Origin of the sequence: Gilliamella sp. ESL0254 (assembly GCF_013344985.1) — a bacterium.
GTDB classification, from domain to species: Bacteria; Pseudomonadota; Gammaproteobacteria; order Enterobacterales; family Orbaceae; genus Gilliamella; species Gilliamella bombicola.
This window is the reverse complement of the sequence record NZ_JAAEDU010000001.1, coordinates 526,589-549,941: the sequence shown is the minus strand read 5'-3', so window position 1 is coordinate 549,941 and position 23,353 is coordinate 526,589. Positions and strand designations below refer to the sequence as shown.

General features: G+C 38.0%; 34 protein-coding genes. 3 read left to right on the top strand and 31 right to left on the bottom strand.

From position 1 onward, the window contains the following. Positions 1–2 precede the first annotated feature (2 nt). From GYX25_RS02530 to GYX25_RS02515, 4 genes are read right to left on the bottom strand one after another with little or no spacing between them, the layout of a single operon-like run. Positions 3–896: a phage tail protein gene (locus GYX25_RS02530; RefSeq protein WP_174786620.1), complete on the bottom strand. Its 894-nt coding sequence runs from the start codon at positions 894–896 to the stop codon at positions 3–5. Beyond that, complete coding sequence (locus GYX25_RS02525; protein ID WP_174786619.1) at positions 889–1,479, bottom strand: YmfQ family protein; 591 nt, start codon at positions 1,477–1,479, stop codon at positions 889–891. Before GYX25_RS02525 ends, GYX25_RS02530 begins: the two co-directional genes overlap by 8 nt. Continuing rightward, positions 1,470–2,537, bottom strand: coding sequence for a baseplate J/gp47 family protein (locus GYX25_RS02520; RefSeq protein WP_202983806.1), 1,068 nt, complete (start codon positions 2,535–2,537; stop codon positions 1,470–1,472). Before GYX25_RS02520 ends, GYX25_RS02525 begins: the two co-directional genes overlap by 10 nt. Next, complete coding sequence (locus tag GYX25_RS02515; protein ID WP_202983805.1) at positions 2,530–2,910, bottom strand: phage GP46 family protein; 381 nt, start codon at positions 2,908–2,910, stop codon at positions 2,530–2,532. Before GYX25_RS02515 ends, GYX25_RS02520 begins: the two co-directional genes overlap by 8 nt. A 63-nt stretch (positions 2,911–2,973) precedes the next feature. On the opposite strand from GYX25_RS02515, the gene GYX25_RS02510 reads away from it, so the two are divergent. Further along, positions 2,974–3,468, top strand: coding sequence for a hypothetical protein (locus tag GYX25_RS02510; RefSeq protein ID WP_174786616.1), 495 nt, complete (start codon positions 2,974–2,976; stop codon positions 3,466–3,468). Here GYX25_RS02510 and GYX25_RS02505 read toward each other — a convergent pair. From GYX25_RS02505 to GYX25_RS02420, 18 genes are all read right to left on the bottom strand, one after another. Beyond that, positions 3,465–4,028: a phage baseplate assembly protein V gene (locus GYX25_RS02505; RefSeq protein WP_174786615.1), complete on the bottom strand. Its 564-nt coding sequence runs from the start codon at positions 4,026–4,028 to the stop codon at positions 3,465–3,467. The two genes, GYX25_RS02510 and GYX25_RS02505, sit on opposite strands and share 4 nt — an antisense overlap. Next, a complete protein-coding gene (locus GYX25_RS02500) occupies positions 4,028–5,101 on the bottom strand; it encodes a phage baseplate assembly protein (RefSeq protein ID WP_174786614.1) in 1,074 nt (357 codons plus the stop codon). Before GYX25_RS02500 ends, GYX25_RS02505 begins: the two co-directional genes overlap by 1 nt. Then, positions 5,098–6,456: a DNA circularization protein gene (locus GYX25_RS02495; RefSeq protein WP_238785951.1), complete on the bottom strand. Its 1,359-nt coding sequence runs from the start codon at positions 6,454–6,456 to the stop codon at positions 5,098–5,100. The genes GYX25_RS02500 and GYX25_RS02495 overlap by 4 nt, the downstream gene beginning before the upstream one ends. An 8-nt stretch (positions 6,457–6,464) precedes the next feature. Next, positions 6,465–8,522: a phage tail tape measure protein gene (locus tag GYX25_RS02490; protein WP_174786612.1), complete on the bottom strand. Its 2,058-nt coding sequence runs from the start codon at positions 8,520–8,522 to the stop codon at positions 6,465–6,467. Positions 8,523–8,671: 149 nt separating this feature from the next. Beyond that, entirely contained in the window at positions 8,672–8,971 is a 300-nt protein-coding gene (locus GYX25_RS02485; protein WP_174786611.1) for a phage tail assembly protein, read from the bottom strand. Continuing rightward, positions 8,971–9,333: a phage tail tube protein gene (locus tag GYX25_RS02480; RefSeq protein WP_174786610.1), complete on the bottom strand. Its 363-nt coding sequence runs from the start codon at positions 9,331–9,333 to the stop codon at positions 8,971–8,973. The genes GYX25_RS02485 and GYX25_RS02480 overlap by 1 nt, the downstream gene beginning before the upstream one ends. Next, entirely contained in the window at positions 9,333–10,832 is a 1,500-nt protein-coding gene (locus GYX25_RS02475; protein ID WP_174786609.1) for a phage tail sheath subtilisin-like domain-containing protein, read from the bottom strand. Before GYX25_RS02475 ends, GYX25_RS02480 begins: the two co-directional genes overlap by 1 nt. Continuing rightward, positions 10,822–11,007, bottom strand: a complete 186-nt coding sequence (locus GYX25_RS02470; protein WP_174786608.1) for a DUF2635 domain-containing protein — start codon at positions 11,005–11,007, stop codon at positions 10,822–10,824. The genes GYX25_RS02475 and GYX25_RS02470 overlap by 11 nt, the downstream gene beginning before the upstream one ends. Next, positions 10,997–11,641 (bottom strand): phage tail terminator protein, encoded by a 645-nt coding sequence (locus tag GYX25_RS02465; RefSeq protein ID WP_174786607.1) that lies wholly within the window; start codon positions 11,639–11,641, stop codon positions 10,997–10,999. The genes GYX25_RS02470 and GYX25_RS02465 overlap by 11 nt, the downstream gene beginning before the upstream one ends. Then, positions 11,638–12,138, bottom strand: coding sequence for a hypothetical protein (locus tag GYX25_RS02460; protein ID WP_174786606.1), 501 nt, complete (start codon positions 12,136–12,138; stop codon positions 11,638–11,640). The genes GYX25_RS02465 and GYX25_RS02460 overlap by 4 nt, the downstream gene beginning before the upstream one ends. After that, positions 12,131–12,469 (bottom strand): phage head completion protein, encoded by a 339-nt coding sequence (locus GYX25_RS02455; protein WP_174786605.1) that lies wholly within the window; start codon positions 12,467–12,469, stop codon positions 12,131–12,133. Before GYX25_RS02455 ends, GYX25_RS02460 begins: the two co-directional genes overlap by 8 nt. Beyond that, positions 12,466–12,798 carry a head-tail connector protein gene (locus tag GYX25_RS02450; protein WP_065590930.1) on the bottom strand — a complete coding sequence of 111 codons (333 nt, stop codon included), beginning with the start codon at positions 12,796–12,798 and terminating at the stop codon, positions 12,466–12,468. The genes GYX25_RS02455 and GYX25_RS02450 overlap by 4 nt, the downstream gene beginning before the upstream one ends. 46 nt (positions 12,799–12,844) lie before the next feature. Beyond that, complete coding sequence (locus GYX25_RS02445; protein ID WP_174786604.1) at positions 12,845–14,068, bottom strand: phage major capsid protein; 1,224 nt, start codon at positions 14,066–14,068, stop codon at positions 12,845–12,847. Between the two features lie 13 nt (positions 14,069–14,081). Further along, positions 14,082–14,735, bottom strand: coding sequence for an HK97 family phage prohead protease (locus GYX25_RS02440; protein ID WP_174786603.1), 654 nt, complete (start codon positions 14,733–14,735; stop codon positions 14,082–14,084). Continuing rightward, complete coding sequence (locus tag GYX25_RS02435) at positions 14,713–15,927, bottom strand: phage portal protein (protein ID WP_174786602.1); 1,215 nt, start codon at positions 15,925–15,927, stop codon at positions 14,713–14,715. The genes GYX25_RS02440 and GYX25_RS02435 overlap by 23 nt, the downstream gene beginning before the upstream one ends. Then, the gene (locus GYX25_RS02430; RefSeq protein ID WP_174786601.1) at positions 15,927–17,666 is read right to left on the bottom strand and encodes a terminase large subunit; all 1,740 of its coding nucleotides are present in this window, start codon (positions 17,664–17,666) and stop codon (positions 15,927–15,929) included. The genes GYX25_RS02435 and GYX25_RS02430 overlap by 1 nt, the downstream gene beginning before the upstream one ends. Then, complete coding sequence (locus GYX25_RS02425) at positions 17,623–18,087, bottom strand: phage terminase small subunit P27 family (protein ID WP_085248042.1); 465 nt, start codon at positions 18,085–18,087, stop codon at positions 17,623–17,625. The genes GYX25_RS02430 and GYX25_RS02425 overlap by 44 nt, the downstream gene beginning before the upstream one ends. Before the next feature lie 141 nt (positions 18,088–18,228). After that, on the bottom strand, positions 18,229–18,567 hold the full coding sequence (locus GYX25_RS02420) for an HNH endonuclease signature motif containing protein (protein ID WP_174786600.1): 339 nt from the start codon (positions 18,565–18,567) through the stop codon (positions 18,229–18,231). Positions 18,568–18,768: 201 nt separating this feature from the next. Here GYX25_RS02420 and GYX25_RS02415 point away from each other — a divergent pair, with 201 nt between their 5' ends. Then, positions 18,769–19,017 carry a hypothetical protein gene (locus GYX25_RS02415; protein ID WP_174786599.1) on the top strand — a complete coding sequence of 83 codons (249 nt, stop codon included), beginning with the start codon at positions 18,769–18,771 and terminating at the stop codon, positions 19,015–19,017. Positions 19,018–19,088: 71 nt separating this feature from the next. On the opposite strand, the gene GYX25_RS02410 is transcribed toward GYX25_RS02415, so the two are convergent. The 5 genes from GYX25_RS02410 to GYX25_RS11345 form a co-directional block, all read right to left on the bottom strand. After that, positions 19,089–19,481: a hypothetical protein gene (locus tag GYX25_RS02410; RefSeq protein WP_174786598.1), complete on the bottom strand. Its 393-nt coding sequence runs from the start codon at positions 19,479–19,481 to the stop codon at positions 19,089–19,091. A 1-nt stretch (position 19,482) separates the two neighbouring features. After that, the gene (gene lysC, locus GYX25_RS11350) at positions 19,483–19,710 is read right to left on the bottom strand and encodes an Rz1-like lysis system protein LysC (protein ID WP_446718908.1); all 228 of its coding nucleotides are present in this window, start codon (positions 19,708–19,710) and stop codon (positions 19,483–19,485) included. Further along, on the bottom strand, positions 19,658–19,987 hold the full coding sequence (locus tag GYX25_RS02405) for a hypothetical protein (protein ID WP_174786597.1): 330 nt from the start codon (positions 19,985–19,987) through the stop codon (positions 19,658–19,660). Before GYX25_RS02405 ends, lysC begins: the two co-directional genes overlap by 53 nt. A gap of 67 nt (positions 19,988–20,054) precedes the next feature. Continuing rightward, positions 20,055–20,588, bottom strand: a complete 534-nt coding sequence (locus GYX25_RS02400) for a lysozyme (protein ID WP_174786596.1) — start codon at positions 20,586–20,588, stop codon at positions 20,055–20,057. Further along, positions 20,548–20,772 carry a phage holin family protein gene (locus tag GYX25_RS11345; RefSeq protein WP_080702289.1) on the bottom strand — a complete coding sequence of 75 codons (225 nt, stop codon included), beginning with the start codon at positions 20,770–20,772 and terminating at the stop codon, positions 20,548–20,550. The genes GYX25_RS02400 and GYX25_RS11345 overlap by 41 nt, the downstream gene beginning before the upstream one ends. Positions 20,773–21,208: 436 nt before the next feature. On the opposite strand from GYX25_RS11345, the gene GYX25_RS02390 reads away from it, so the two are divergent. Then, positions 21,209–21,397, top strand: a complete 189-nt coding sequence (locus GYX25_RS02390) for a ribbon-helix-helix protein, CopG family (protein ID WP_174786595.1) — start codon at positions 21,209–21,211, stop codon at positions 21,395–21,397. A 121-nt stretch (positions 21,398–21,518) separates the two neighbouring features. Here the strand turns inward: GYX25_RS02390 and GYX25_RS02385 are convergent, their stop codons facing one another. From GYX25_RS02385 to GYX25_RS11235, 4 genes are read right to left on the bottom strand one after another with little or no spacing between them, the layout of a single operon-like run. After that, the gene (locus tag GYX25_RS02385) at positions 21,519–22,571 is read right to left on the bottom strand and encodes a DUF1133 family protein (RefSeq protein WP_174786594.1); all 1,053 of its coding nucleotides are present in this window, start codon (positions 22,569–22,571) and stop codon (positions 21,519–21,521) included. Between the two features lie 8 nt (positions 22,572–22,579). After that, positions 22,580–23,002: a DUF3310 domain-containing protein gene (locus GYX25_RS02380; protein ID WP_174786593.1), complete on the bottom strand. Its 423-nt coding sequence runs from the start codon at positions 23,000–23,002 to the stop codon at positions 22,580–22,582. Beyond that, the gene (locus tag GYX25_RS02375; protein WP_174786592.1) at positions 22,995–23,231 is read right to left on the bottom strand and encodes a hypothetical protein; all 237 of its coding nucleotides are present in this window, start codon (positions 23,229–23,231) and stop codon (positions 22,995–22,997) included. The genes GYX25_RS02380 and GYX25_RS02375 overlap by 8 nt, the downstream gene beginning before the upstream one ends. Further along, entirely contained in the window at positions 23,228–23,353 is a 126-nt protein-coding gene (locus GYX25_RS11235) for a hypothetical protein (protein ID WP_255457015.1), read from the bottom strand. Before GYX25_RS11235 ends, GYX25_RS02375 begins: the two co-directional genes overlap by 4 nt.

Genomic DNA, 23,353 nt, shown 5'->3' with positions numbered 1-23,353 from the left:
ATTTAAAATCCTATTGCCATGTAAAACATTGTTGTATTTCTAAACGGTGAATCATTAATTGTTGTTTTTCCCCAGCACTTAAATTGTGAAGTCGAAATTGGTATTGCTGCTGTAGTATTTGTACCATCGCCCGTATCGTTAGTACTGATTGAAAAACACGCATTCGGAAATGCAATGAAAAACGATTGTAATGTACCATTTCTCCCATCCGTTCCTAGACTATTAACTATCCCCCACTGAATTATTAAACCATTCGGCAACCTCGTGTATCCGTTCTGACCAAAAGATTGAGTAAACATGTTTGTTACATGCTCAGACAAACCGACAACATGACTTGAATGAATGGTTCCAACTCCTAGCTCTCCTTTTGCGTCAAACCCCCAGACCATTTTATTTTTTTCTGTATTATACGCGGCGACAATACCGTCATCGCGCACAAACAAATATGTTTTTTTATTATTTGAATACACTCGTGATTCATTTACACAAGGCTCAAATTTATCAACTATCGCATTGATTCTATTATGCGCATTATTAGCATTACTGTTAGCTGAAATTGCATTTGCGTTTGCTATGACGGCATTATCATTCACTTTTTTCACAGCCAACGGTGTCGCAGCTTCTGTTTCTGATGTGCTATCAGTTGATGAGTTAAGCTTTACGCTACCTTTATTGACAAATTCTTTAATGGCCATGGCGAGTTGGTCATGCTTTGATTTATCAAGTGTAAAGCCTGCTGATTCAATAGCATTAGCAATTTCTTCTTGAATGGCATCACAATACAAATAATCTAGTTGTGTTGCCGGTGTGCCTGTTTGAGGGTTGCCTCTTGTAAAACCATTTTTACCTTGCCCGAATTTATCTCTTTGGGCAGTAGATGTGTCAATTCTATGCATTGATTGCTCCGTATTTAAAAATTACATAGGTATGTGATGGGCATAATTTTTCAATTATGCATTCAATTTGTTTATCCCCCCACGCTCTCAAATGCGAATCGCACCCGTCGTTACAGGTCATTTCTGTTATTTGATAATTGTGAGGTATGTTTACAATCCAATAAAAACGCCACTCTTCATCATATAAATAGTCTTGGCATGTTGATTCACATGTAAAAACATCATTGTTATAGTTTGTGATCGTGGCGTCTAAATAGCCGTTGGCTTTTAAAACTTGTAGAAAAAATTCTTTACTTATGCCGCCGACCAAATTTATCTTAGAATCTAAACGGTTGCGCCGAGTAGTTAGCGTTTGAACATCCGATGGATAACAGCTATCCGGTAATCCGCAAATTTGCTCATACCTATCTATCAGCTCTGTCGTCGTTTTGGGATTGATTTCTTGCATTAAATCATCTAATCGAACGTGAGTTTTGGATAGTGTTAATGCTAACGATAAAAGGATTGGCTCTGATTTATCCCACGCAGGACCGTACGGCAATAAGTGCCCTACCATTCTTCGGTATTGTTTTTCTAAATCCATTCAACCCCTCCGAAGACGGCTACCTGATTTTTTTCTACAAATATATCTTTATCAGGGTAAACTAATTCATGGGCATACTCGCCAAATGATGAACTAATCACTTCGCTAATACGTGATCTAAATAGTGTTGATTGTGGTTTCCCCTCCCGTAGCAAAAATTCTTTTAACTCGGCTTCTATTTGATAACGAATTTCTGGGTTATCAGGTGTGACCATAATTTTAAAATTAATGGGCTTAGGTATCGGCGAAAAAACGATTAGCATAGAGCCAGCAACAGGCGCTAATGGCTCAATATGTTTTTTGACATTTTGAATTGTGGTATTGTCTAAAATGGGATTAACGGGATCACTATTTGCAACCATCACGCCAACGCTACCCGCTCCCGCCCAATGACGATAACACCAAGCCCGTGTAACACCGTGAACCTCTTTTGCCCACTGTACATAATCTTGATCTGCGCCGCTTTGAGGTGTGTAATACCATCTATCGATAACTCGTTTCCTAAAAGATTCTAAATCCTCAATATCAGCACCTGACTCAATAGAATCAGCAAAACAAGTTGATGATAGACCAGTAACAGGGGTAATCAGTGACATACTGGTACCGTCATCGCAGTTTCCTTTTTTGCCTACCTCATCACACACTACAGGCACCCTTAAAACATTATTTGCTGATGTTGTCGTTTGGGTAACTGTATACATACGCTGATCAACTTGACGCCTCACTTTTTGGTCTTTATTGATAACAATGCCATCATCCACTTCATCAAATCGAATATAACCAACTGCTGGTGTTGGTTGTTTTCTATAGCAACGCTTCATATTCCCATGTCGGATCAACCAAGTTTCGTCTGCTTGATCAGGTAAAATATTTTTGGCCATATTTTCAATATAGCCCAATAACACATGTGTTGCCCCCGCGATAACTCGTCCGTATACCTCTGGGTCATTACGGCGTAATGAAATTAACTCATCATCGCCAGCTATGCGCGCATATAAATCATTGCGTATAGTTGTGATTAAATCTGGCAATGTTGGTCTTGAAAATCCACTAGACATTAATATCACTCCATAAGTTGTCAAACCTAAATTCTTCATTGCTACCATCTTTTTTGTAAATATTGATAATAGCAACTAAAACGGTTAAATCGGTTCGCGTTACTGAAACATCAATACGTGATGCCAGCCCATCATCAATCATCCATTGAACAGCCTCTTTTATATAAATTTTTGCAAAGTTCGCTGTTTGATTAGTCAATTTAGATCGAGATAATAAATAAAGCCGTGATCCAATTTTGTCATTTGCTATACTAGGGTAAGAATCGCCCCACCAACCATAGGGATGATCTGAATCATCACTGGCGTTTTTTCGTCGCCATGTGAATAAAGAAATTGTTAAAGCTCGATACAGTGGTTTTGTGTGTGATGACATTGACATCAGTTTGTCATTAACGTTTATAAACATGTTACTAACTCACAGAATAAGGAATAAAAAATGAAAAAATTATTTTTGTTAGCTTTAGTTTTATTAACAGCCTCAGCAAGCGCAGAGCAAAAAGAACTACCATTGACCGCTAAACAGTTTGATAAAGGGGTAAAAAAATACTTCAACACAATTCCACAATGTGCAGAAATGAAAGTGGATGAGTTGCGTTTAATAAATGATGGCGCAAACGGTTATCAAGAATTTAAACTAGGTAATGTTACGTTTACTGTCATATTAAAAATTAACGAAAAAGATAAATTAACCAACATACAAATAACATCTACTGGCAATGCAAAAAATGAACAAGCACGACAAGGTATGTTGTGTTCAACATATTCTGTAATGAGGATGTTACAGCCTAAACTGGCATCCAAAGACGATGCTTTAAAACAAGCGGGACATCTGTGGGTATTAGCAAAAGATGCGCCTTTTGAAATGACGTATTATTTTGACAGAATAAAGGCGCAATTTGTCCCCTTTGAACTAAACGTCTATACAAACTAACCCATTTTTTGATTTGGATTGCGTGTTACCGTGTTTGTTTCGTTATGTGTATGACCATTATAAACGGTTCTGATATCTGAAATAGTGCTAGTTTTATCCTCTATTTCCCCAGACACTTTTAATAATGGTGTATTAAATTGTGTTGCTGATGATGCGTTAACTAAAAAGTTTTTAGTATTTAACTCTATTGCATCATCAGCATTCACAATAAATCGCTTAGTTTTTACATTGATTTCATTATTGCGATTAAAAATAATGTAATCTCCTTCGTCTGTGTAAATAGCAACTTCACCTTTTTTAAGCGACTTAATACGGTAACGACGATCCCCCGCTACCAGAACAACTCCATGCGACTTATCGCCGTCTAAGAATAGCGCCACTGCTTCTGCGCCATCCAATGGTCTTGATGTGAACCCGTATGGCTCGATATGCTCGACATCACTTTTTTGTTCACCTCCCGACATTTTGATTTGCAACGTCTGGCATTTGCTTGCGCTATTACTGAATGTGATATAGCCACGAGATACAAGGTTCATTATTTTATTTAAAACTTTACGCATTAAAATACCTCGCCATCGGCTTTCTTACCTTTTTTCTTCTTGGTTTTCTTCCTATCTGGCAAATATGCTTCAACGGGTCCGACTTTTAATTCACATAACGTTCCGCGGCTGCTTAAGCTGTATTTAACTTCGGCAATAACCAGTTTTTCATTATCATAACCCAGTAGCGGATCATCAACGACAACCATTTGATTCGGTTTCCATAACGTTCCATCACCTTGCCGCCAACCTTGAACCGTGTATGTAACTTCTCTGGTTTTGCTTGCTCTCAGCACTTTTTCCATTTCACAGCGTTCTTGGCAAGTACCGTTATTCGAATCGCCAGACTGTTTAATGATTAGAGGGCGATATCTTAAGATCCCTTCATCTTTAGATGTGGATCTAACTGATGCTAGTGTTGCTTCACCAAAGTTTTCATCATCACCGACGCCTTGCCCAGAGACAAAGTAATCTGAATACCGATCTTTGATACTCTTTTCAGTATCCGCAGACAAAATATTAGCCCCTAAAACCAATGCTGTTTTTGCCTCATCTGAACCAATATCGCCAATTATTACTTGCCCTTGCTCATCATCGAATACAACTATTTGTTGCATACCCATTATTTTACTAATGACATCAAAAACAGTATCCCCTTGGTCCGCTTGAATACTAACGGAACCTGCATCACTGCCTTGATTAATAACATTCAGTTTGAATGGCTTAACCAAATCTTGAATAACTTGAATAGTTGAACTACCGCTATATTGTTTAGGCACCGCACTACAATCAACACAATCAGCCGTTTTACTTCTGCCGACAATGCCCATTGATAGCGAACCGGCGTCATACCGAATTGGCAACGCTTCAACGTAACCTGTTAAAACCACATCATCATCGATAAACAATTCGACTAAATCACCATTTTTAACATCGATTTTTGTTTCTGAATTATCGCCTGATGATGGCCATTGTCGAGTAATGGTGACATTAAAATCACGGGCTAGCCGTTCAATACCGGCCGAAATACTCACATCAGTCCAACCACCGAAGTACTTACGATTAACTTTTAAAAAAACTTTATTTTGATTCATGGTTTTGGTACTCGCAGCTCTTTAACAGGAATAAAACCAGGATGAAGAATGTTGTTGCGAATCGATATATCCTCACAACGCATAGCATTGTTATAGAGATAGTGAGCTAAAACTAAATCGGGCAATACTTCATTAGGAATATAAACGATTGTTTTCTCTATTTTAAGTAAGCGTTCATTGATATCTTGGTTAACCGCGGCCTTTAATTTTACTAGCGCAACGTATAAACCATCGTGCTCGGTTCGTGACAATTCTTTATCAAAGGATTCATTAATGGATCCTTTGATATCCAGTAAATCATCAAATGAAATTGTATTACTTTTTTCAACTGATGATGTTGATACGGAGGTGCTTGTTATGTTATTAGTTGAATGACCAGTTGGTAACGTATGCTCTCGGTCAAAAGAATGCTCTTTTTTACCTTTTGTTGATTCTAATGCTACGGGAGCAAAAGCTTGTTTTCTTTTATCTTCAACTTGTTTTGGTAGTGATGCGATTATTCGTGATGCTTCTGTTAGAGCGGTTACTCGAATAGCAGTATTAATTAAGTTTTGATTTTTCTTTCTTTTTTTAGTTGATTTGCTATCCGTTGACCAAATAGCACCGGGTAAAATGCTTTTTATAAACGATATACCGTTAAACACCTTTACCCTTGCTATCAACCCATTTATAGAATTGGAAAATTTTGTCGCACTCTTCCAAACATTTTTGATTGAATTAATAATGGATGAACCACCCGCACCGAGAATTGGCGACAGGTCACCATTTAGGATTTTAACCGCATCATTAACATATGGAGTTATCGCATTATAAGCATCAGCGATGTCATTTAAAATTGACATGGTGTCATCAAGAATACTGTGCTGTACAAAATCGGGCGCATCGATTAAGTCAAAATCTTCAAACGCATCTAATAGAGCCTGATCTACATTATCTGCATTTTCATCAACTACATCATCAGTAGCTACAGACGCATCAGGGAATATTAACTCACCAGCTTCGACAAATGAAAATGAAATAACACTCATTCGACCGTTTTCAACGGAATTGCTCACTGTTGCAGTACCCACAATATTGACATTAAGTTCACCAAGTATTGGATGGATGAGTATTCCTGCGCCTTCTTCCTCGATTGCTTCTACCAGTTTTTCAGCTTGTTCTTTGTGATCGTCACCAACCACAAAGGCCTCAATTTTATTTTTACGTGCTGAACGTCCAATATCTTCGGTATATGGTACATCTCTAAAAGGGTATTCGTGCGTTTGATTGCGCCGTCCAAACTCTGATGATGTACCGCTAACTTGAAACGGTACACCGCGAAAACTGGCCGGCAATAAATTATTTAACCAATTCATGAAGTTCATCAGTTTGCCCCTATAGCATATGGATTCCAGCCAACATCAGCTTTAGTGTTAAAACCAGATGCTTGTTTAGTTTGTTTTACAACGGTTCCTTGTGGTGCATTTTCAAACTTCACAACCAATTCACCATTGCTATTTCGATTCGTGTTACTATTTGAAAAGTTATTTAACGGCATTTGTGGTGTTTGATAATAAGGATATATAACCATTGGTTTAGTCATTTCTTTAGGTAAACTAGCTGTATCAACTGTCACTTTTACTTGCTTTTCTTTTTCACTGAAGAGATAGTTCCATGCATCTAGTAACGGCTGGATGCCAGACTTAACGTTATCCCATAGACCTTTAAAGAAATTCTGGACACTTTCCCACATTTTTGGTATAGCTTCACCAGCGGCTTTGAATCGATCAACAAATAAATCAAAAATAGGCATTACAAATGGTTTGATAAATTCCCATAGCCCAATAAAAAAATTACTGACAGCATCCCAAGCATTAACAATGAAAGACGCCGCGGTTTTGAAGCGGTCAATAAATAAATCAAAAATAGGCATTACATAAGGCTTAATTACTGCCCACAACCACTTAAAAAATTTAACAATATCATCCCAGTATGTGATAATTAATACTGCAGCAATAGCAATCCCTGTCATGATAAGCCCAATTGGGTTCATAGACATCGCAATACTCAACGCTATTGACGCTATACGCACAATTTTAAAAGCATTTGACAATGCTATTTGTGCAAATGTAAATAGTTTTGTTGCAACAGTAACGCCTTTCAATATCCCGTTGAAAATAGTAATCCCTGTTGATATCGCACCAACAATAACATTCACACCTGCACACGCAACACGAAGACCAATTAACCCCGCAACCGCCATTGCAACCATCTTCACTAGTTCAGGATTTTCTTGGATGAAATGACCGAATGAAACAACTAGCGGCTGCATTTGATTTAATAGCTCAGTAAATGCAGGTAACAGCGCATCACCTATTGATAAGCTAATATTGGTTAGCGCATTGTTAAAAAGCTGTAGTTTATTTGCTGTCGTATTTGAGCGTGATTCATATTCTTTCTGCATTGAACCAGCATATTGAGACGCATCACCTACCCGACTAAAGTTTTCCTTTAGTAATTCCATATTGTTGAGTAATGGCGATATTGCGGCAACACTTTCTTTTCCAAATAAAACCGTTAATGCAGCAGACTGCCGATCTTTAGACACTTTACCCAGGGATTTGAGCACCGACATAATTGTCCCTTCGGCATCTTTCTGCATCCCTTTCGCTATTTCATTTGATGTGAAGCCTAACTGTTGCAAGGCTTTTTGTTGTTTCGCTGTCGCTGATTTTCCTGATGTCAGCGTCAACATAAAGTTTTTAATACCTGTAGCCGCTTGATCGGTATTTGTACCCGTTGCAATAATTGTTGAACTTAATGCCGCTAATTTATCTGCACTAACCCCAGATGTTGCCGCTAGCGTCCCCATTCTCGTGACTACATCTGAAATGTCTTTTGCTTTTGCATTTTGTGTGTTACTCAATAAATTGATCTTATCCGATAAGCCAACAACTTCACTTTGAGTGAGTTTTAAAGCGGTTCGCCAAGTAGCCATTGTACTGCCTGCTTCTTCAGCTGTGGTATCGAACGCGATCCCCATTTTCACGGCATCTTCGGCAAACTGCTTTAAATCCTCTTTGGGTATACCTGCTTGCCCACCTGCGGCAACAATGGCTCCAATATCTTTCGCAGCCATCGGTAATGATAATGACATTTCACGAATATCTTGGCCCATTTGTTTAAATTGTTCAGGCGTATCAAAGTCAACGACTTTCCTAATGTCAGCCATCACTTCTTCATACGCCATCGCATCTTTCACCCCTTTAACAAACGGCGCAGAGATAGCCAAACCTGTTACAGCATCTTTTAAACCAAGTTTGCCAAAGCCTGATTTGTTCATTTTTTTTTGGAACTTTTCAAGTTTGCCTTTCATTGTATTTAATTGAGGTGACAGCTTATCAACACATGTCACCACTGCTTTTAAGTTAAAGCCTGCCATTTATGATTCCTTGCTATTTTCTATGCGATTTGCTTGTTCACATAATTCAAAAACTTCGGATAGTGAACGTTCTTCTATGATATAAAAGGGGGATAGTTGCCAGTATTTGGCGAGGTCAAAACAAAGGTTTACAAGATATTCGATTGTAATTATTTCACTGTTGCTTGTTCCTCCACTGTATTCTCCTCCTTCTCCTTTGGGCCAAAGCACATCATGATTTCACCTGTAATCATTAAAAAATCATACGGAGTGAGCTGTTCAACGGAGCTTGGTGTAACGTTACCTAACGCAACAATGTAATCGGCCACTTTTTTAGGATCACCAATCATTTGGCTATCAAATGGGAAGCCTAATTTTTTGATATCTTTGACTGTAGGCTCTTTTAATTCCAGCACATGTAACTCATTGCCGTGCGCCATAATCGGCTGTGATAATTTAATTTCTTTCATTATTGATAAAATCCTTCTTCACCGTGAAATTCGATTTCTGCTGTACCTTCTTCGGCATTGTGATTGACTTCACCTTCAACCCAGGCGTTAGACAAAACGTAAACTTTACCGTTGGCAAGTTCTACGGTAACTGTCATTGAGTTACTCGACACCAATTTGTCGATTGGAAAATCGCCCGGTACTTTAAATGTTCCTTTAATATAGGGAGCACGAAATGTTTCTTTATAATGAACGCTATTATCTAACCCCAAAATACTTTCTTTAACGTTAGTATTCATCGGGACTTCAATACCGCCCGTTAATGATAATTGGTTAGAATCAACTTTAATATAAGTTGTTCCAGCAATACGTCGTTGTGTCATTAATTTTTCTCCTCTTGATATTGCAATCTAAACTGTGCTAACACAGCAAAAACGCGTAGTTGATTAACGAGATCGGGTGGGAATAGCACATCCAATCGATTTGGATCGTTGACATTTCTTTCAACAATTAAGTTCTTTTTAAATAAATCAAAGTTTTCAACTAAGCCTAATAACTCTAATTGACGATAAGTGGCGTTGATTTCGGCTTTTGCAACTGCTGGTGTGATAATTGCCTGTCCAGCACCAAACCGAGTGCCATCATTTGCCAGTTTATGCCGTGGGTATTTCGAGGTGATAACACTACGTAATTTACGTAGTACATAAGCTAGCGTATGAAGTGTTTCACTATCTAAATAACTATTATCGACTACACCATAACTGTTACGTTGATATGTGGTGATATCTCGCTGAATTAATAAATTACCGCTAGAAACATATGCTGTCGCAATGCCATGGCTTAATAATGATTGTTGTTCTGTTAGTGTAAACTGATTGCTATCAGATGCAGGCAATGCGCCATTTAACAACCCAGTTTGTGTTGGGCGAGCCGGATCATTACGAATAAATACAGCATTACGAGCAGTTCGCATCGCAACTAATTCATCAATACCCGTTTGGATATTTTTTTCATAGCCTGCTACGGTAATATGTTGATAATTTAATTTATCACCAAATTCGACAAGCTCAGATAAATCACCTCTTTTAGCCGTATAAGCATGTCCATATAATTGGCGCGCATAGCTCCATCTACCCGTAGTATCATCCATTTCATGATTAAATGTTGCCAAAGATGATAAGTCATTAAATGGGAATGCGATAAAATCAAGGAGTTTGTCACCCATGGCAGCAATAACCGGCGTTAAATCTGGAGTTCCAGTTCCACCATGCATTTGAGTGATAACAATATTTAAACCGTCTGGGGTTTCTTCTCCACCGATTGTGCCATAGTAGTTAAAGCACAAAGGAATGTCATTGCCACTCAACCCTTTGTTTTTAGCTGTTAGCGTTATTGTGCTATTCGTCACGGTTGCGGTAACAGGTAAATCAAGATGAGTATTAATCGCATTATGTAATCCGTTTGCTATGGTTTCTGCAGTATCAGAGACGGTTACTCGTGATTGAATTTTACTGTTGCCGATATAGAGACTTAATGTGCCTGTTTCTTCTGCTATACCTGATATTTGGATAGTACCCGACGCATTCGAGCCTGCTGTGGGTTCATCTACAGCGATGACAAAAAGCTCACCAAAATTATCAATATTGCGATAGGCTTCAACCATTCTAGATAATTGACTGCCTCGTCCTGCGAGTTTTTTAGCGTGATCTGCTGTTGGTATAATAATGAGCTTATTACGCTCAATTGGACTTTCAGCCAATGGATACGCAATGATTAATGAAGCACCACTATCTTGAATTGTATTGGCCGCTGATGAATCCACTTCCGCATAGAATAGCGGCACTTTTATATTGCTAGGAATGTTGTTAAAACTAATTGTCATTTTTAGCTACCTTTTTTTCTTGTTTTACTTTGATGTTTGTGACTTCTTCAACATCATTATTTGTTAGTCGTCTAGCCCAGTATTGGTTAAACTCAACATTACGACCGTCTGGTGGTAAATAATCCCCGCTATTGGGGTCATATACCTGCTTGCCACTCACTGGTCTAATTATCATTATTGCCCTCATAGATATTATTGTGTTCAAAATTAACGGTTACATGCGAATCCTGTTCATTAACAGTCCCTGCTAAAGTATCAAAGTCGCCGATGTTTAACGGGTTGTACTGCGGAGGTTCGGTAATATCTGGTTTGTTTGGATCGGGTTGCCAGTCAGGATCAGGAATTGGGTTATCAATAGCGTTTAAATCAAAATATTGTCGAGTATCTTCAAACCCTACTTCACGCACTGCGCTAAAATTAAATTGATAAAAAATTCTCCCTCGATCTAAATCGAGTAAATCACCACCATCATATTGAATGGGATAATGCGCAGGTGAAGGTTCATAGCCGAGCAATGCTCGCCAAAGTTCGGTTTTTATATTTTCGACAATGTCGTATGCTTCGTGTTGTCCTCGCTCATCAAGAGGCTTTAATACAACAATAACCCCAAATCCCTCTGTCACATTTTGCCAATAATCCGTTTGTGACTTGTTATCTTCTGCTCTATCATCAAGAGGAACCACATAGGCTGCTGGCAATTTCAAGAATGTCGTATCTTTGATAGCTGAAAATTCAGCAGCACCCCCAACGCGACCTTCAAAGCTAGGACTAAAATGGCGCAATGTGTGGACGATATGTGATAATTTCATTGTTTAACCTTCTTCATTGAGTTGACTAGCTCTTTAGCTAACGTGTATTTACTCCAAGACGATTCTTTATTTAACGCATCAATCATAAAGTTTGCTCGAGGAGCAATACGCCAAGGCGTTCCGCCTGAAGCTCCTTTCTTATGTCTTTTCCCTCGTTTGGCATTACGCCTAACGCCATAAAATAAAAATGCTGGATAATACGGACCCATTAGCTTTTCCATATTGTTTCCGCCTTTAACATTCGGCATCACAATAACCATGAGTCCTGGTCGCCGTGATGTAGGACGAGGCACTTTATAACCGATAGAACGACTCAACTTACCACTTCGATATCCCGGATATTCACCACTTTTGGAAACCTGTTTTTTACTGACTAATGCGCGTGATGTTGCTTGAATTTTTCTACCGATTTTGACGAAGGTTTTACGCAATTTTTTTCGGTCAAGTTCAGCCACTTCGGTTAATTTAAAATCAACATGAACGTTGTAATCATTCATTTAGTGCAAACTCCTCACATTCAAGTAAAAGATATTTTTTTAACTGATCTAACCAACGACATCGTTTAATTCGATAAACTGAACCGTTCCAAACAATTTCATAATCAACAGATATTGGCATCCCGTCGTTGGCAATTATTTCGAAATAATGAGTGATTACATTCTCGGTCTGAATTGAATTAAAATAGGTTGCAGAGTTCGGTTGTTTGACTTTAGCCCATTTGTAAAAACCTTTTGAGTATTCAGGATCTACATCACTAAAACCAACAGGAATATCAAACCTTCGGCGAATCAATATTTTTTGATTTCGTTTGCCTGCCGCTCTAATCATATTGGTATATACCTGTAAGAGTTTAATAAGGCATTGAAGCCAAGAGGAATAGAATATAACTGTTCGTTAGCAACATCTTCACGTTGTTGATACCAATACCCCACAGCCAACAAAATTGCAATTTTTACATCTGGTTCAACTAACATGGCTGATGGACATGCGTCAGCCGGTATTTCATCCTCATAAAATATACGGTTGGTGTAATTCTGTGCTCTACTAATTGCGGCCTTTAAATATATATTTAATAAATTGTCTTCATCATCATTATCAATTCGACATTGGTTTTTGATTTCATCTAGCGTTGGAAATTTATAAGTTATGGTAGACATAAAAACCTCTAAGCCCTTTATTTAATAAAGGGCCTTGTCATTTCAGTTAAGATTTTGCTGAACGTGATTGAACTGCTGGCATAGTTAACACTTTAATAGCATTGCTATCATTCAACATAGAGCCAACACGTTTGGTTGTATAGAATCCAACAAATGGCTTCTTAGTGTATGGGTCTCGTAACATACGAATACCAATGCGATCAAAGATATAAAAGCCACGTTTGAAGTTACCAAATGCGATTGGTGCTTTGCCTGAGCTGTCGCCGATATCAGGCATTTGCTCATTTTCAGCGACAGCAAAACCCGATAATAATGATGGTTGGCCAACTTGTAAGCCTGGTTGCCAGATGTAATTACCATTAGAATCTTTTAGTAAACGAACCGCTAACAATGATTGATTGTTCATCATAAATTTAGCACCTGAACGATAGACCTTACGCAGTGTGTAAGTTAACTTCACGATATCATCAGTTGTTAAATTCGCCGCACCTGCTACAACGTTTTGTAATTTACCCCAGTCACGATCTTTATCTGCTTGCGCTGTAGTTTCGTAAGCTAAAAAGCCTTTCGGTTTTTTATTTCCGTCACCGAGTGTAAATGCCTCTTCTTCTTTTTCTGCAAACTCTTGAGAAAGCTCATTCACAATAAAAGATTCAACATTAAAAAAGGCATCATCAAGCATGGTTTGCGTAGCGTACGGATTACCGTAAATTTCACCCCAGACAGGAGAAATAACACCGAGCTTTGGCGTACCGGTTTCTGTTCGCTCATCGGTTTCACCGACCCAACCACTAGCAATACCACCTTTATTGGTTAGTTTTTTCCAGTCTGGTGTACCTACTGTCATTACCGTACATTCTTGGCGCATCACAACTTCATCACGCAATGCGGCTAAAATATCAGTATTTAGTTCTTCTGGTACTGCAAAGCCACCGTCAGCATCCGTACCCGTTTGCATTGCTTTTCGTTCCAGTTCGGCTAATCCTTGTTCGTCACCTTTGCGGATGAACATGGCAAACGCTTCTTTATGTGCTGAGGCTTGTTGGTTACCGCCTGCAGGGCGTTTAACTTCTTTTAATTCGTTTTCTAGCGCAGTTTTTATATTATCTAATTCTGATAATTTTGCGTTCTGAGATTCTACTTTCCCTGCCAATGCTGCTTTTTCTTGTTCAATTGCATCTAGTCGTTTGTCATTAGTTGCTTTGAATTGTTCAAATTGATCTTTAATTTCTTGCGCGACAAGTTCAACATCTTTTTGATCTGCTGCCATAATATATAATCTCCTAATTAAAAATGGATTTTAAAATGTTTAATGCGTTTTCTTCGCTATTACTAACGTCTCGCTGTTTTAGTGAAGAGTATCCCTCAGACATAAACGCCTTTGCCTGAGTTCTGGAGAGTCCAACGTCACGCAGTACTCTTTCTATTTCTTTCGGCGGCGGTATATCCCCACTTTCGAAAATACTTTTTACGTTATCAATCCTTGCTTCATCGTTGGCAGGGAACGTGACAACGGAAACCTCCCAAAGGTCAATATCCTTTAAAATGAATGCGGATTTTTCCTTGTCATAATCATAATCGTTTAATATGTAGCCAATTGATAACCCAGATAATGATTTTGCCTTCATATGAGCATGTGCTCGTTTTGCGAGTGGGTCATCATCAATTAACAACTGCCCCTCAAGGTATAATCCGTTATCGTCCTCAACCATTTTTGTGTAATAGCCGATAGGTTCGTCCATCTTGTGTTGCCAAAGGAGTGCAGGTAAACGTCCTTTTTCTTTCCACTTATTAAGCGAATTCGCAAAAGCGCCTTTAATCACAATATCGGAATAGCTATCTTTTACGCCGAACACCGAGCCGTAGCCCGTAAACGCACCTGTATCACTGATTGACTTAATTTCAAAGGGTATATCAAGTCTCTTTTTGTTTAGCATTTTTGTTATTATCCTGTGGTTTAGTAGTCATATTCATTGGGGTTAGATAGATGTCACCACCCTCTCTTGGGTTACGCTCTTCCAAATCTCGGCACTCATTCGGTGACAAAATGCCCCAGTTAATACCTGTGGCGTACGATTCATAACGTGATTTCATATCGCCACGCAATAAAGCTCCTACATTGAATTTGGCATAAAACTGCCCTCGCTTTTCTTTATTAACCAGACCAACATTTATGCGCTGTTCAATACGTGTTAGATACGGTACTAATGAGTAGTTAACAAATCCCATACCTAGATTTTCAATATTATTAAATGTAGCCCTATCGGTGTTTTGCACCATGTGCATCGGCACTCGAAATATTCGGCATATTTCCTCTAATTGAAATTTACGTGTTTCTAGAAATTGGGCATCTTCGGCAGACATACTAATGTTATTCCACTTAAGCCCCATTTCTAAGATCATCGGCTTATGTGCATTTGATAAACCTTGATGACGCTCTTGAAAATTGTCTTTTAAGCGTTTGTACGCTTCATCCGTTAATACTTGGTCAGTTTGTAATACGCCGCTTGATACCGCGCCATTACTAAACAGTCTAGAGCCGTGTTCTTCCGTTGCTAAACCTAGCCCGATAGCGTGCCGTGCATAACTAATTGGGCTAAGCCCGATTAAAGAATCCATTGAGAATGTGCGTACATGCCAAATTTCCTCTTGGGATAAAACATCACAAGATCCGTCGGGGAATGTGACTTGATAAACAGGCTCCCATTTCTCATTAAGCTTGGGCTGTACGCTACCGGGCAAGAGAGGGAGTAACTCAACGACCTCACCGAATACCTTAACTTTGTAAGCGTAAAAGTTACCTCGCAAACAAAGGCAACCGATTAGATACTCCCAAAACTCCTGCGGTGTCATATAGTTATTTGGCGCAACGTACAAAAGCGAGTACAGTTTTTCTTTAGGTGCTTTCTTTCGCCCTTTATCGGTCGCTTGATATAAAAAACAAGGTAACATTCCAACTGATTCTGTTAATACCCTCACGCAACCGAACACCGCTGTTAGCTGCATAGCTAGGGCTGGGCTAACTCTGCGACCCGCGTAAGTATCTAGTGAAAAGCCGATGTAATCGGATACCTCTTGAGAGGTGGTAACGCCATGCGATTTACGTTTAAATAAATTAAAAATATTCATTATAAGGACCGTATTCCTACGTTTAATATGTGGTCAGATAGGTTATTTGTTTGTTCATACGTTGCATCAGCGCACCCCCTAGCCATAGCTAGGGATACAACGCCATCAATTCGTCCTGAGCTTTTCTTTTTCGCAAAGACTTTATTTTCCTTGTTATCAGATTCAAGCACAGCGCTAGCCGCATTCCATCGCAAGCATGGATTAAATTTAATCGTGATATTGTTTTCCGTGATATCTTTTTCTAATAGTTCAATGGAGTGAGGCATCCATAAACCGCTTTCTTGAGACTTAAAAAAACCTTGTCCGTGCGGAGTCATTTCAATATCAATGGATTCATTATCAAGCGACTTTTGAAAGTATTTAATTCTGTATGGATCGAACGCCAATCTAATAATGTTAAACTTTGCTTTTAGCTCACCGAGGCGCTTTGCAACATAATCGTAGTCAACAACACGTCCGGGAGTCGCAAATAAATGACCTTGCTTTACCCATACATCATAAGGAACGTGGTCGGACTTTGACCTGTCTAATAACGTTTCTTGCGGTGTCCAAAACTCGGTAAATGCTGTTTTATATTTAGGGAAGTAAAGGGAGAGAGCCGTTAAATCGCGAGTACCAGATAAATCCAACCCGCCGTAACACTCCTCTCCAACAAATTCTTCTATATTAAAATCTTGCTCGTTAGCCATCCAAATGTCAGCTGCAAGCCACGGGTTATCCGCCTCTACCCATTGACAAAAGTTAAGGCGTCTGACAATGGATTCTTTGGCCGGCATCCCTTTTGCTTGTGTGACTTGTTCGCATAAATACTTATGTGTAAATGTGTGACCTAGTGACGGATTGGCTTTTGGCCAGCAAGATTCATCAGTAAGCGGATCGTCCCCTTCATCCAATGAGCAAATAAAAGAAAAAAAGGCGTCATCAGTTAATGTTTGTTCCGCTACTTTTCGACCGTACTCATGATACTCATAGCAAACGCTTGTTTTGTTATGTCCCGAGTTAGTTATCATTAATATAATGGCTTGGGTACGCCCTTTTGTACCCGCTCTCATCATCTCAACAACTTCATTCGATTTGTGTTCATGTATTTCGTCAATTAATACGCAATGAGGTCGTGGACCCGATTGTCCGTTATCTGATGATATTGGGCGGAAAAAAGCACCTTTTTGTAAGTAAGCTAAATTCCAAACATTTTGCCCCGTGCCTGATTTTCTTATTCGCTCGGATAACGCTGGGGACTGATCAACCATAGCAACAGCATCACGAAATAATATCATTGCTTGGTCTTTCTTTGTTGCCGCTGCGTAGACTTCTGCTCTCGGCTCGTTATCTGCCATTAAACAATAAAGCCCTATCCCTGCGGCTAACGGCGATTTACCCGAACCTTTACCTGATTCAATATAGACCATGCGAAAGCGGCGATAACCGTCTAATGTTTTCCAACCAAATATTGAGCCGACAATAAAACATTGCCACGGTAGTAGTGTGAAAGGCTTCCCTTCGTGCTCACCACCATTTAGCTTAAGTACTTTCTCAAAGAATGCAGTAGCACGATCAGCAGATTCGATATCCCATATTAACCCTTTTTCTTTTGCATTTTTTAAATCATCTAAATGCCTTTTACATGAGTTTCGAATATCAGGACCGGCTAAGATTTTTCCTGATGTCACATCAATGGCGTATTGAGTCGCTTTATCAACCAAAGAATTGGTCGAGTTCGTTTGCTTCCTCTTTACCATTTACTTTCACCTTTGATCTAGATGCTTGTGTCAAACCGTATTCAATCATCCAAGCACGTAATCGCCTATCAGCATCTGCGCGTTGAGCTACCGCAGGATTAGATTTTAAAACTAACTCCCCTTGAGTGTTAACTACTTGCTGTACTTGACCGTGCTCTTCGATTACCTTGTCACATTCTAAAATTTCTATATAACATTTTGTTAAACGTTCAATTGCGATCCCGTCAACAACAGTCAATAAACCCATGTCATTGAGCATGTCACATAACCAAAGGTAGATATCTTTAGCTTGTTCGTTGAAGTGCTGAGGAATATCGGGATAGCCTTCTTTGGGTTTAGGCTCTTTACTATTTAACGGTCGTTTACCGGGATTGCCTGTCACCAATTTAAAAGGCGTTGGTGTTGGTCTGCGACCTGCCATAATTACTCCAAAAAAAAGGTTTCAATTCGCGGTTTTGCATAAAAAGGAGGGTGGGCGGTTTGGAAGACCAAAAGTTGTAGAAATTTACCACCCCCTCCCACTTATTTATGGGTTTCCATCAAATTATTATAAATTAATAATTTACTTTTTATTATCAACCCAATGCCCACCATACGGCATACCGTTCACATCGCATCCTATCTCTGTACCATTATTCTCAATACGTTGTTTAGTGCTTGAGTGATGAGTGCTACATAAACCCTGATAGTTTGATGAATCCCAAAACAGTTTCTGGGCTTTCTTTATCTTGATTGGGTCTTTAGATATTAATGCTTGTTCGAGTTTGTGAGGAATAATGTGGTCTACTGCTGTTGCTGGTTCATATCTACCTTGCTTTAAGCACATAACGCAAAACGGGTTACGCTGTAGATATGTTAATCGGGCTTTCCGCCATCTAGTGTTGTTGTATACGTTTATCATGTGTTAAATCTAATATTTATTTTTTTGCTTGAATACATATTCTCATGTCAACATCTACAATTGTTATTTGTGAAGCGAATCACAAATAAAATTTATTTTTTATAATCCTAGTTTAAATTATCACCACAGATAACATTTAATATTATGAAACGTTTCACAAGTAGACGGTTCATTAATAAAATTAACATAAAGGAGAAAATTATGAGTAAATCCGATAGGATATTTATTGATTCAACATCCAATAATAGAGATCATGAATTGGAAACAATACTAAAACATTTTAGCCTTAGCACATCAGCAGAGAATAAAAAGAAACTAGAAAAAGATCTTGAGCGCTTTAGAGAGTTCAAAGGCGCAAACATTAAAAGGGATGATTTTTACAAATTCTTTGAAAAAGCTCAATATGTTTACGATAAAGCTAGCCCATATAATAAAATTAACAAACTGTAAAATCATTAATGTGTGTTTAGCCACCAGTTAAGCGCACATTATTAATCTCTCTTATCGCCCTTTTATCACCATTACGCTTCTTGATAATACCTATTTCGACGCAACCTCAATTGTTTTCGCAATTCAATCATTGAGAGATTTTTTTGCTCAATGCTTAACTTTAGCTTTTCTTTTAAATCATCATCATTGTTATACATGAGTGTGTATTTTGTTTTTTCTTTATCCAAGATTGAATAAATATACACATCATACAATTTCTTGCCAGCCGGCACTTTTGGATCGTCGCATTGTCTTGCGCTCTCTGTATAGCAAATAATTTTGTAAAACTCACGAGACAAGAACAATGATTTATATATTTCGTATACGCCATTTTCTTGCACTCTCTCGCTTGGTGGGCCGTACGATGAATAACCGGCAAAAGCTACTTTTCTGCCAGTTACTGTTATGAGATTTAATTCAAGCATTTTATTTCCCGTTGTCGATTAGATTTATCGCCCTTTTATCGCTATTACACTGCCTCAACTCGTTCAATAATTCAGTGTACAGAACTGGACATTGTCCCCAAGTGATTCGCTTATCAATATAAGGCTCGTTATTTGGCTGTGTTAGTGATGCAGGAATATTGCATTGATAAACGTACTCAGTTTTTACCGCTCCGCATCCAGTCAGAAATATTGCTGGGCATAAAATCATTAGCACATTGATTATTTTTAAGCGCATCTTTTATTTGCTCTTGAAGTTGTTTAATTGACATAGCGTCTTGAGCTTTTTCTTGCTCTCGTTGCGCTATGATTTGATTGTTTTTAGCGATGTTCTGCTCTAACTGTTCGATTTCTTTAGATAGTTCAGCTTTATCTTTTTGTAGCTGTTTCTTCTCTTGATAATTGTTGTAACCGAAATAGACAGTAAAGGCAAAGCCGATAATGATTAATGCTATGCTTGCTATGTTTACTTTAGACAATTTGAACATGATGAATCACTCAACAATAACGATACAAATAAAAACCAACCCCAGCCATCAATACTCTTGACTGCCATTATTGATGCGATAACGAAGCATAAGATAGACATAACGCCTTCTCCTTTTCTCGTCTGATTACTAAGCCATTCAAAACCTTACCGCCTGCTTTATTCCATCTTGGAAACTCATTACAAGCCGCTTTATAATCGCCATTGTTCAGATGTTTATACATTGTTGATGTTCTCATTTTTGAACATCCAACATTAAAAGTAATTGACGTTACAGCATCAAAAACGGGTTGAGGCAAATGAAAACCATTAGCGTAGCGATTAACGCACATTTCTGCTGTTTTGATATCACCAACCCAACGCTGAGCTATTACCTCGTCTGAATAGACCTTTTGTTGAATGTTACCCGTTGAGCCGATACCTACTGTTAATACATTAGCAGGACAATAGTATGGCTCTCGTACGCATGATTCAGCGTTACCGATTATTTCAAGCCCTGCTTTGCTCGTTCTGATTTCATCTGAGTAATTAGCAATAACAATACCGATGATTACTGAAACACTACAAATCGCACTCGTCGCTATTCTTGTTGTGTTTTTCATAGTATTGCTCTCTCAAGTTCTTTTTGTGATAGAAATCTCGGCGTTTATATACCCAGTTAATAATAAACGTCGCTATTGATAAAATAATACCAACCACAATAGCAATATCGTTCAAGCTGAGCGCACCAAATAGAGTGCATATAGCTCCCCAGAAATACGAAATCGGTGAAGTGTATTTTTCCATGATGAATATTCTTGTTAGTTAATGATGTGACAGCGTACTAGCTAAATGTTAGTTATGCGTGTGTCTAGCTTTGCTGTCGATTCGATGTTGAGTGAATTACTCAAAATTTGGACATAAAAAAACCGCAATTAAGCGGCTTCATTTAATAATTTTATTCGGTAATAAATATATAAAAATTTAGTATTTTTATATAAATAGTGTTGACTTTCATTATAGGTTAACCTATAATAATAACCATCAAGTAAGGAACTTGATAAGGTAAACCCCCGACCTAAGACGAGGGCTTAAGGAGAAGAAAAATGAAGTTCAAAATACTCATTTTAATTCTGCTACTTTTGATAAGCTCCCCAGCATTCTAAAGTAGTTCAAAGGAGAGGGAAACCTCTCCGATGACCTTAAATATATCAATTGACACTTAATAAATCAAGGTGATTTTATGGCAAAATCAATAACAGAAATTCAAGCAAAAAGTGACCAAAAACGAGGTGTTAAAGTAAAAGGCTTCAAACTACACATTGATGATATAGCATTAATTGAACAGGCAAGTAAAAGCTTAGATGTACCACAAGCTCAACTTATTGTTGATGCTGTTAAATTCTATCTTGATAACAAAAAAGCCTCTTAATTGAGGCTATTCATAATAGGTAATAAAAAAGCCCTGTTATCTCTAACAAGGCTTATATCCAACTATTCGCGTCGAATATAACACATTTATATCATGCGCCACATATAATTTCAAGCATTTTTTACGATTTTTCTTCCAAAAAGTAATAAGCTCGATAAAATCTTGTTTTAAGGTAATCTAAACACCAATTAACTCTATTTCTTGCTTGATAGTTAGTTAGTCTATAATCTGTTATTTTCTCGAGATAATTAGCTATATCTGACATAGCGTGACCATAAACATAATAGCTAACCGCAATTTTGATAATAGGGTTGTTTCTGCCGAATGTTTCAACTAAAAGCTTTTCCACTTTTAAGGCTTCATCATCAGCCAATTGTTCGGCGTTGCGGTGTCTTAATGAAGCAATAATATCACTAGCTTTTTCGAATAACTCTTGCCCCTTATATCCTTGGCTATATAAACTATCAATAATATCAACTAACGCAGTATTGCTAATATCGGATGATGATAGCATCATTTTAGCAATCACATTATCATTACTTTCTTTTATATCTTGATATGCCCACACTCCCCAACCTGTAAGAATATTTTCAATAAACAATCGTTGGTAAGCTGTCAGTGACATACTAGTACCAAGTTGCTTTTTATTCTTCAATTGTGCCAATACATGGTATGCACTCTCGTTTTTTAACGCATCTTCATTCAGATTTTTGATAAACCTTGCAACCGCTTTTATTGCCGCTCGTTCACTGGTATAACGTCCCAAATTGTAGTGTTGCCGATTACGATAAACAATAGCAACCCATTTATTATCTGATGCTGAATAATGCACGCCCTCTGATAATGTTATCTTAGGTATCTTCCTTTCAATTGAACGAACTTCTTCAAGATTATCAAAGCGATTATCTGCAATATTATCATTTTTATGCTGGATTTTACGTTTTGGCCATTCGCCAGTAACTAAAAACCACGCAAGACGTTCTGCAGAGTATTTACGGCTATTTACAACAATAAATAACCGCCCTTGCTTGTCATGTATACCTTTAACATGGATACCCTCTTTATAAGCAGACGTAAAAATACCTGTGTTCTGGTCATAATGCACAGCATCTTTTAAAATTTGATGTCGCTTATTAGCTCCAATACTTCTATTCAATTGAAGTTCTCTAATCATTACTTGCCTCAATCTGCGCATAAATGTTTTTTATTCTCAAAAATCAACTTAAATTGATTAACTTTCGCAATATCTTCTTTCACACTATCTTCTCCGCTGCTCAAGCGAAGGCAATATTTCATGGCATTACCGAAGCAAAACCCTTTGAATTGTTCAGTAGTCATAGTACTTGCAATAAATTCGATAATTTTATTATCGCGAGAGCTTTTTATATTGTTATTTACAACAAAATCCTTACTATTTTTTTCTAATTCAGCCCGTGCTAGCCATGCAATTAATGCAGAACTAATAAAATCAACATCTTGCGTTAAAATTTTTTGAACAAACTCATTTTTCTTGTAATCTTCGATCCCCGTTGGAATTGGAGTAATTACATGTTTTTTAAATCTTTCTACTTCTTTTTCTAACTCTTGCCGTGTTAATTTAGTCATTTGTTGATTCCTCTGCGCAACTATCACAATATATAAAATGACCTAATAAAGTTAAGGTTAAATGCCTAACTGTCATCATCCCAAAACAAGTTATTTCCTCTGATGTAACCTCTTGTAACAGACCGTCTTCAACTAATTTTTTGGCTAGCTTTGATTCGCTTTGAAAATAGGTTCCTTTTAATCCTGCCATAAATGCTTTTTCTAATATTTTTAATTCTGCTTTAGTCACCACGTTTCACTACCTCGCCCCAAAAATAACGCAATCACAATGACAGCAACTAAAAACTTGGTGACTGAATAGAATTCTTTGATATATTTTTTATGCTTTGCATTTGTTATTTTATAAGTCAC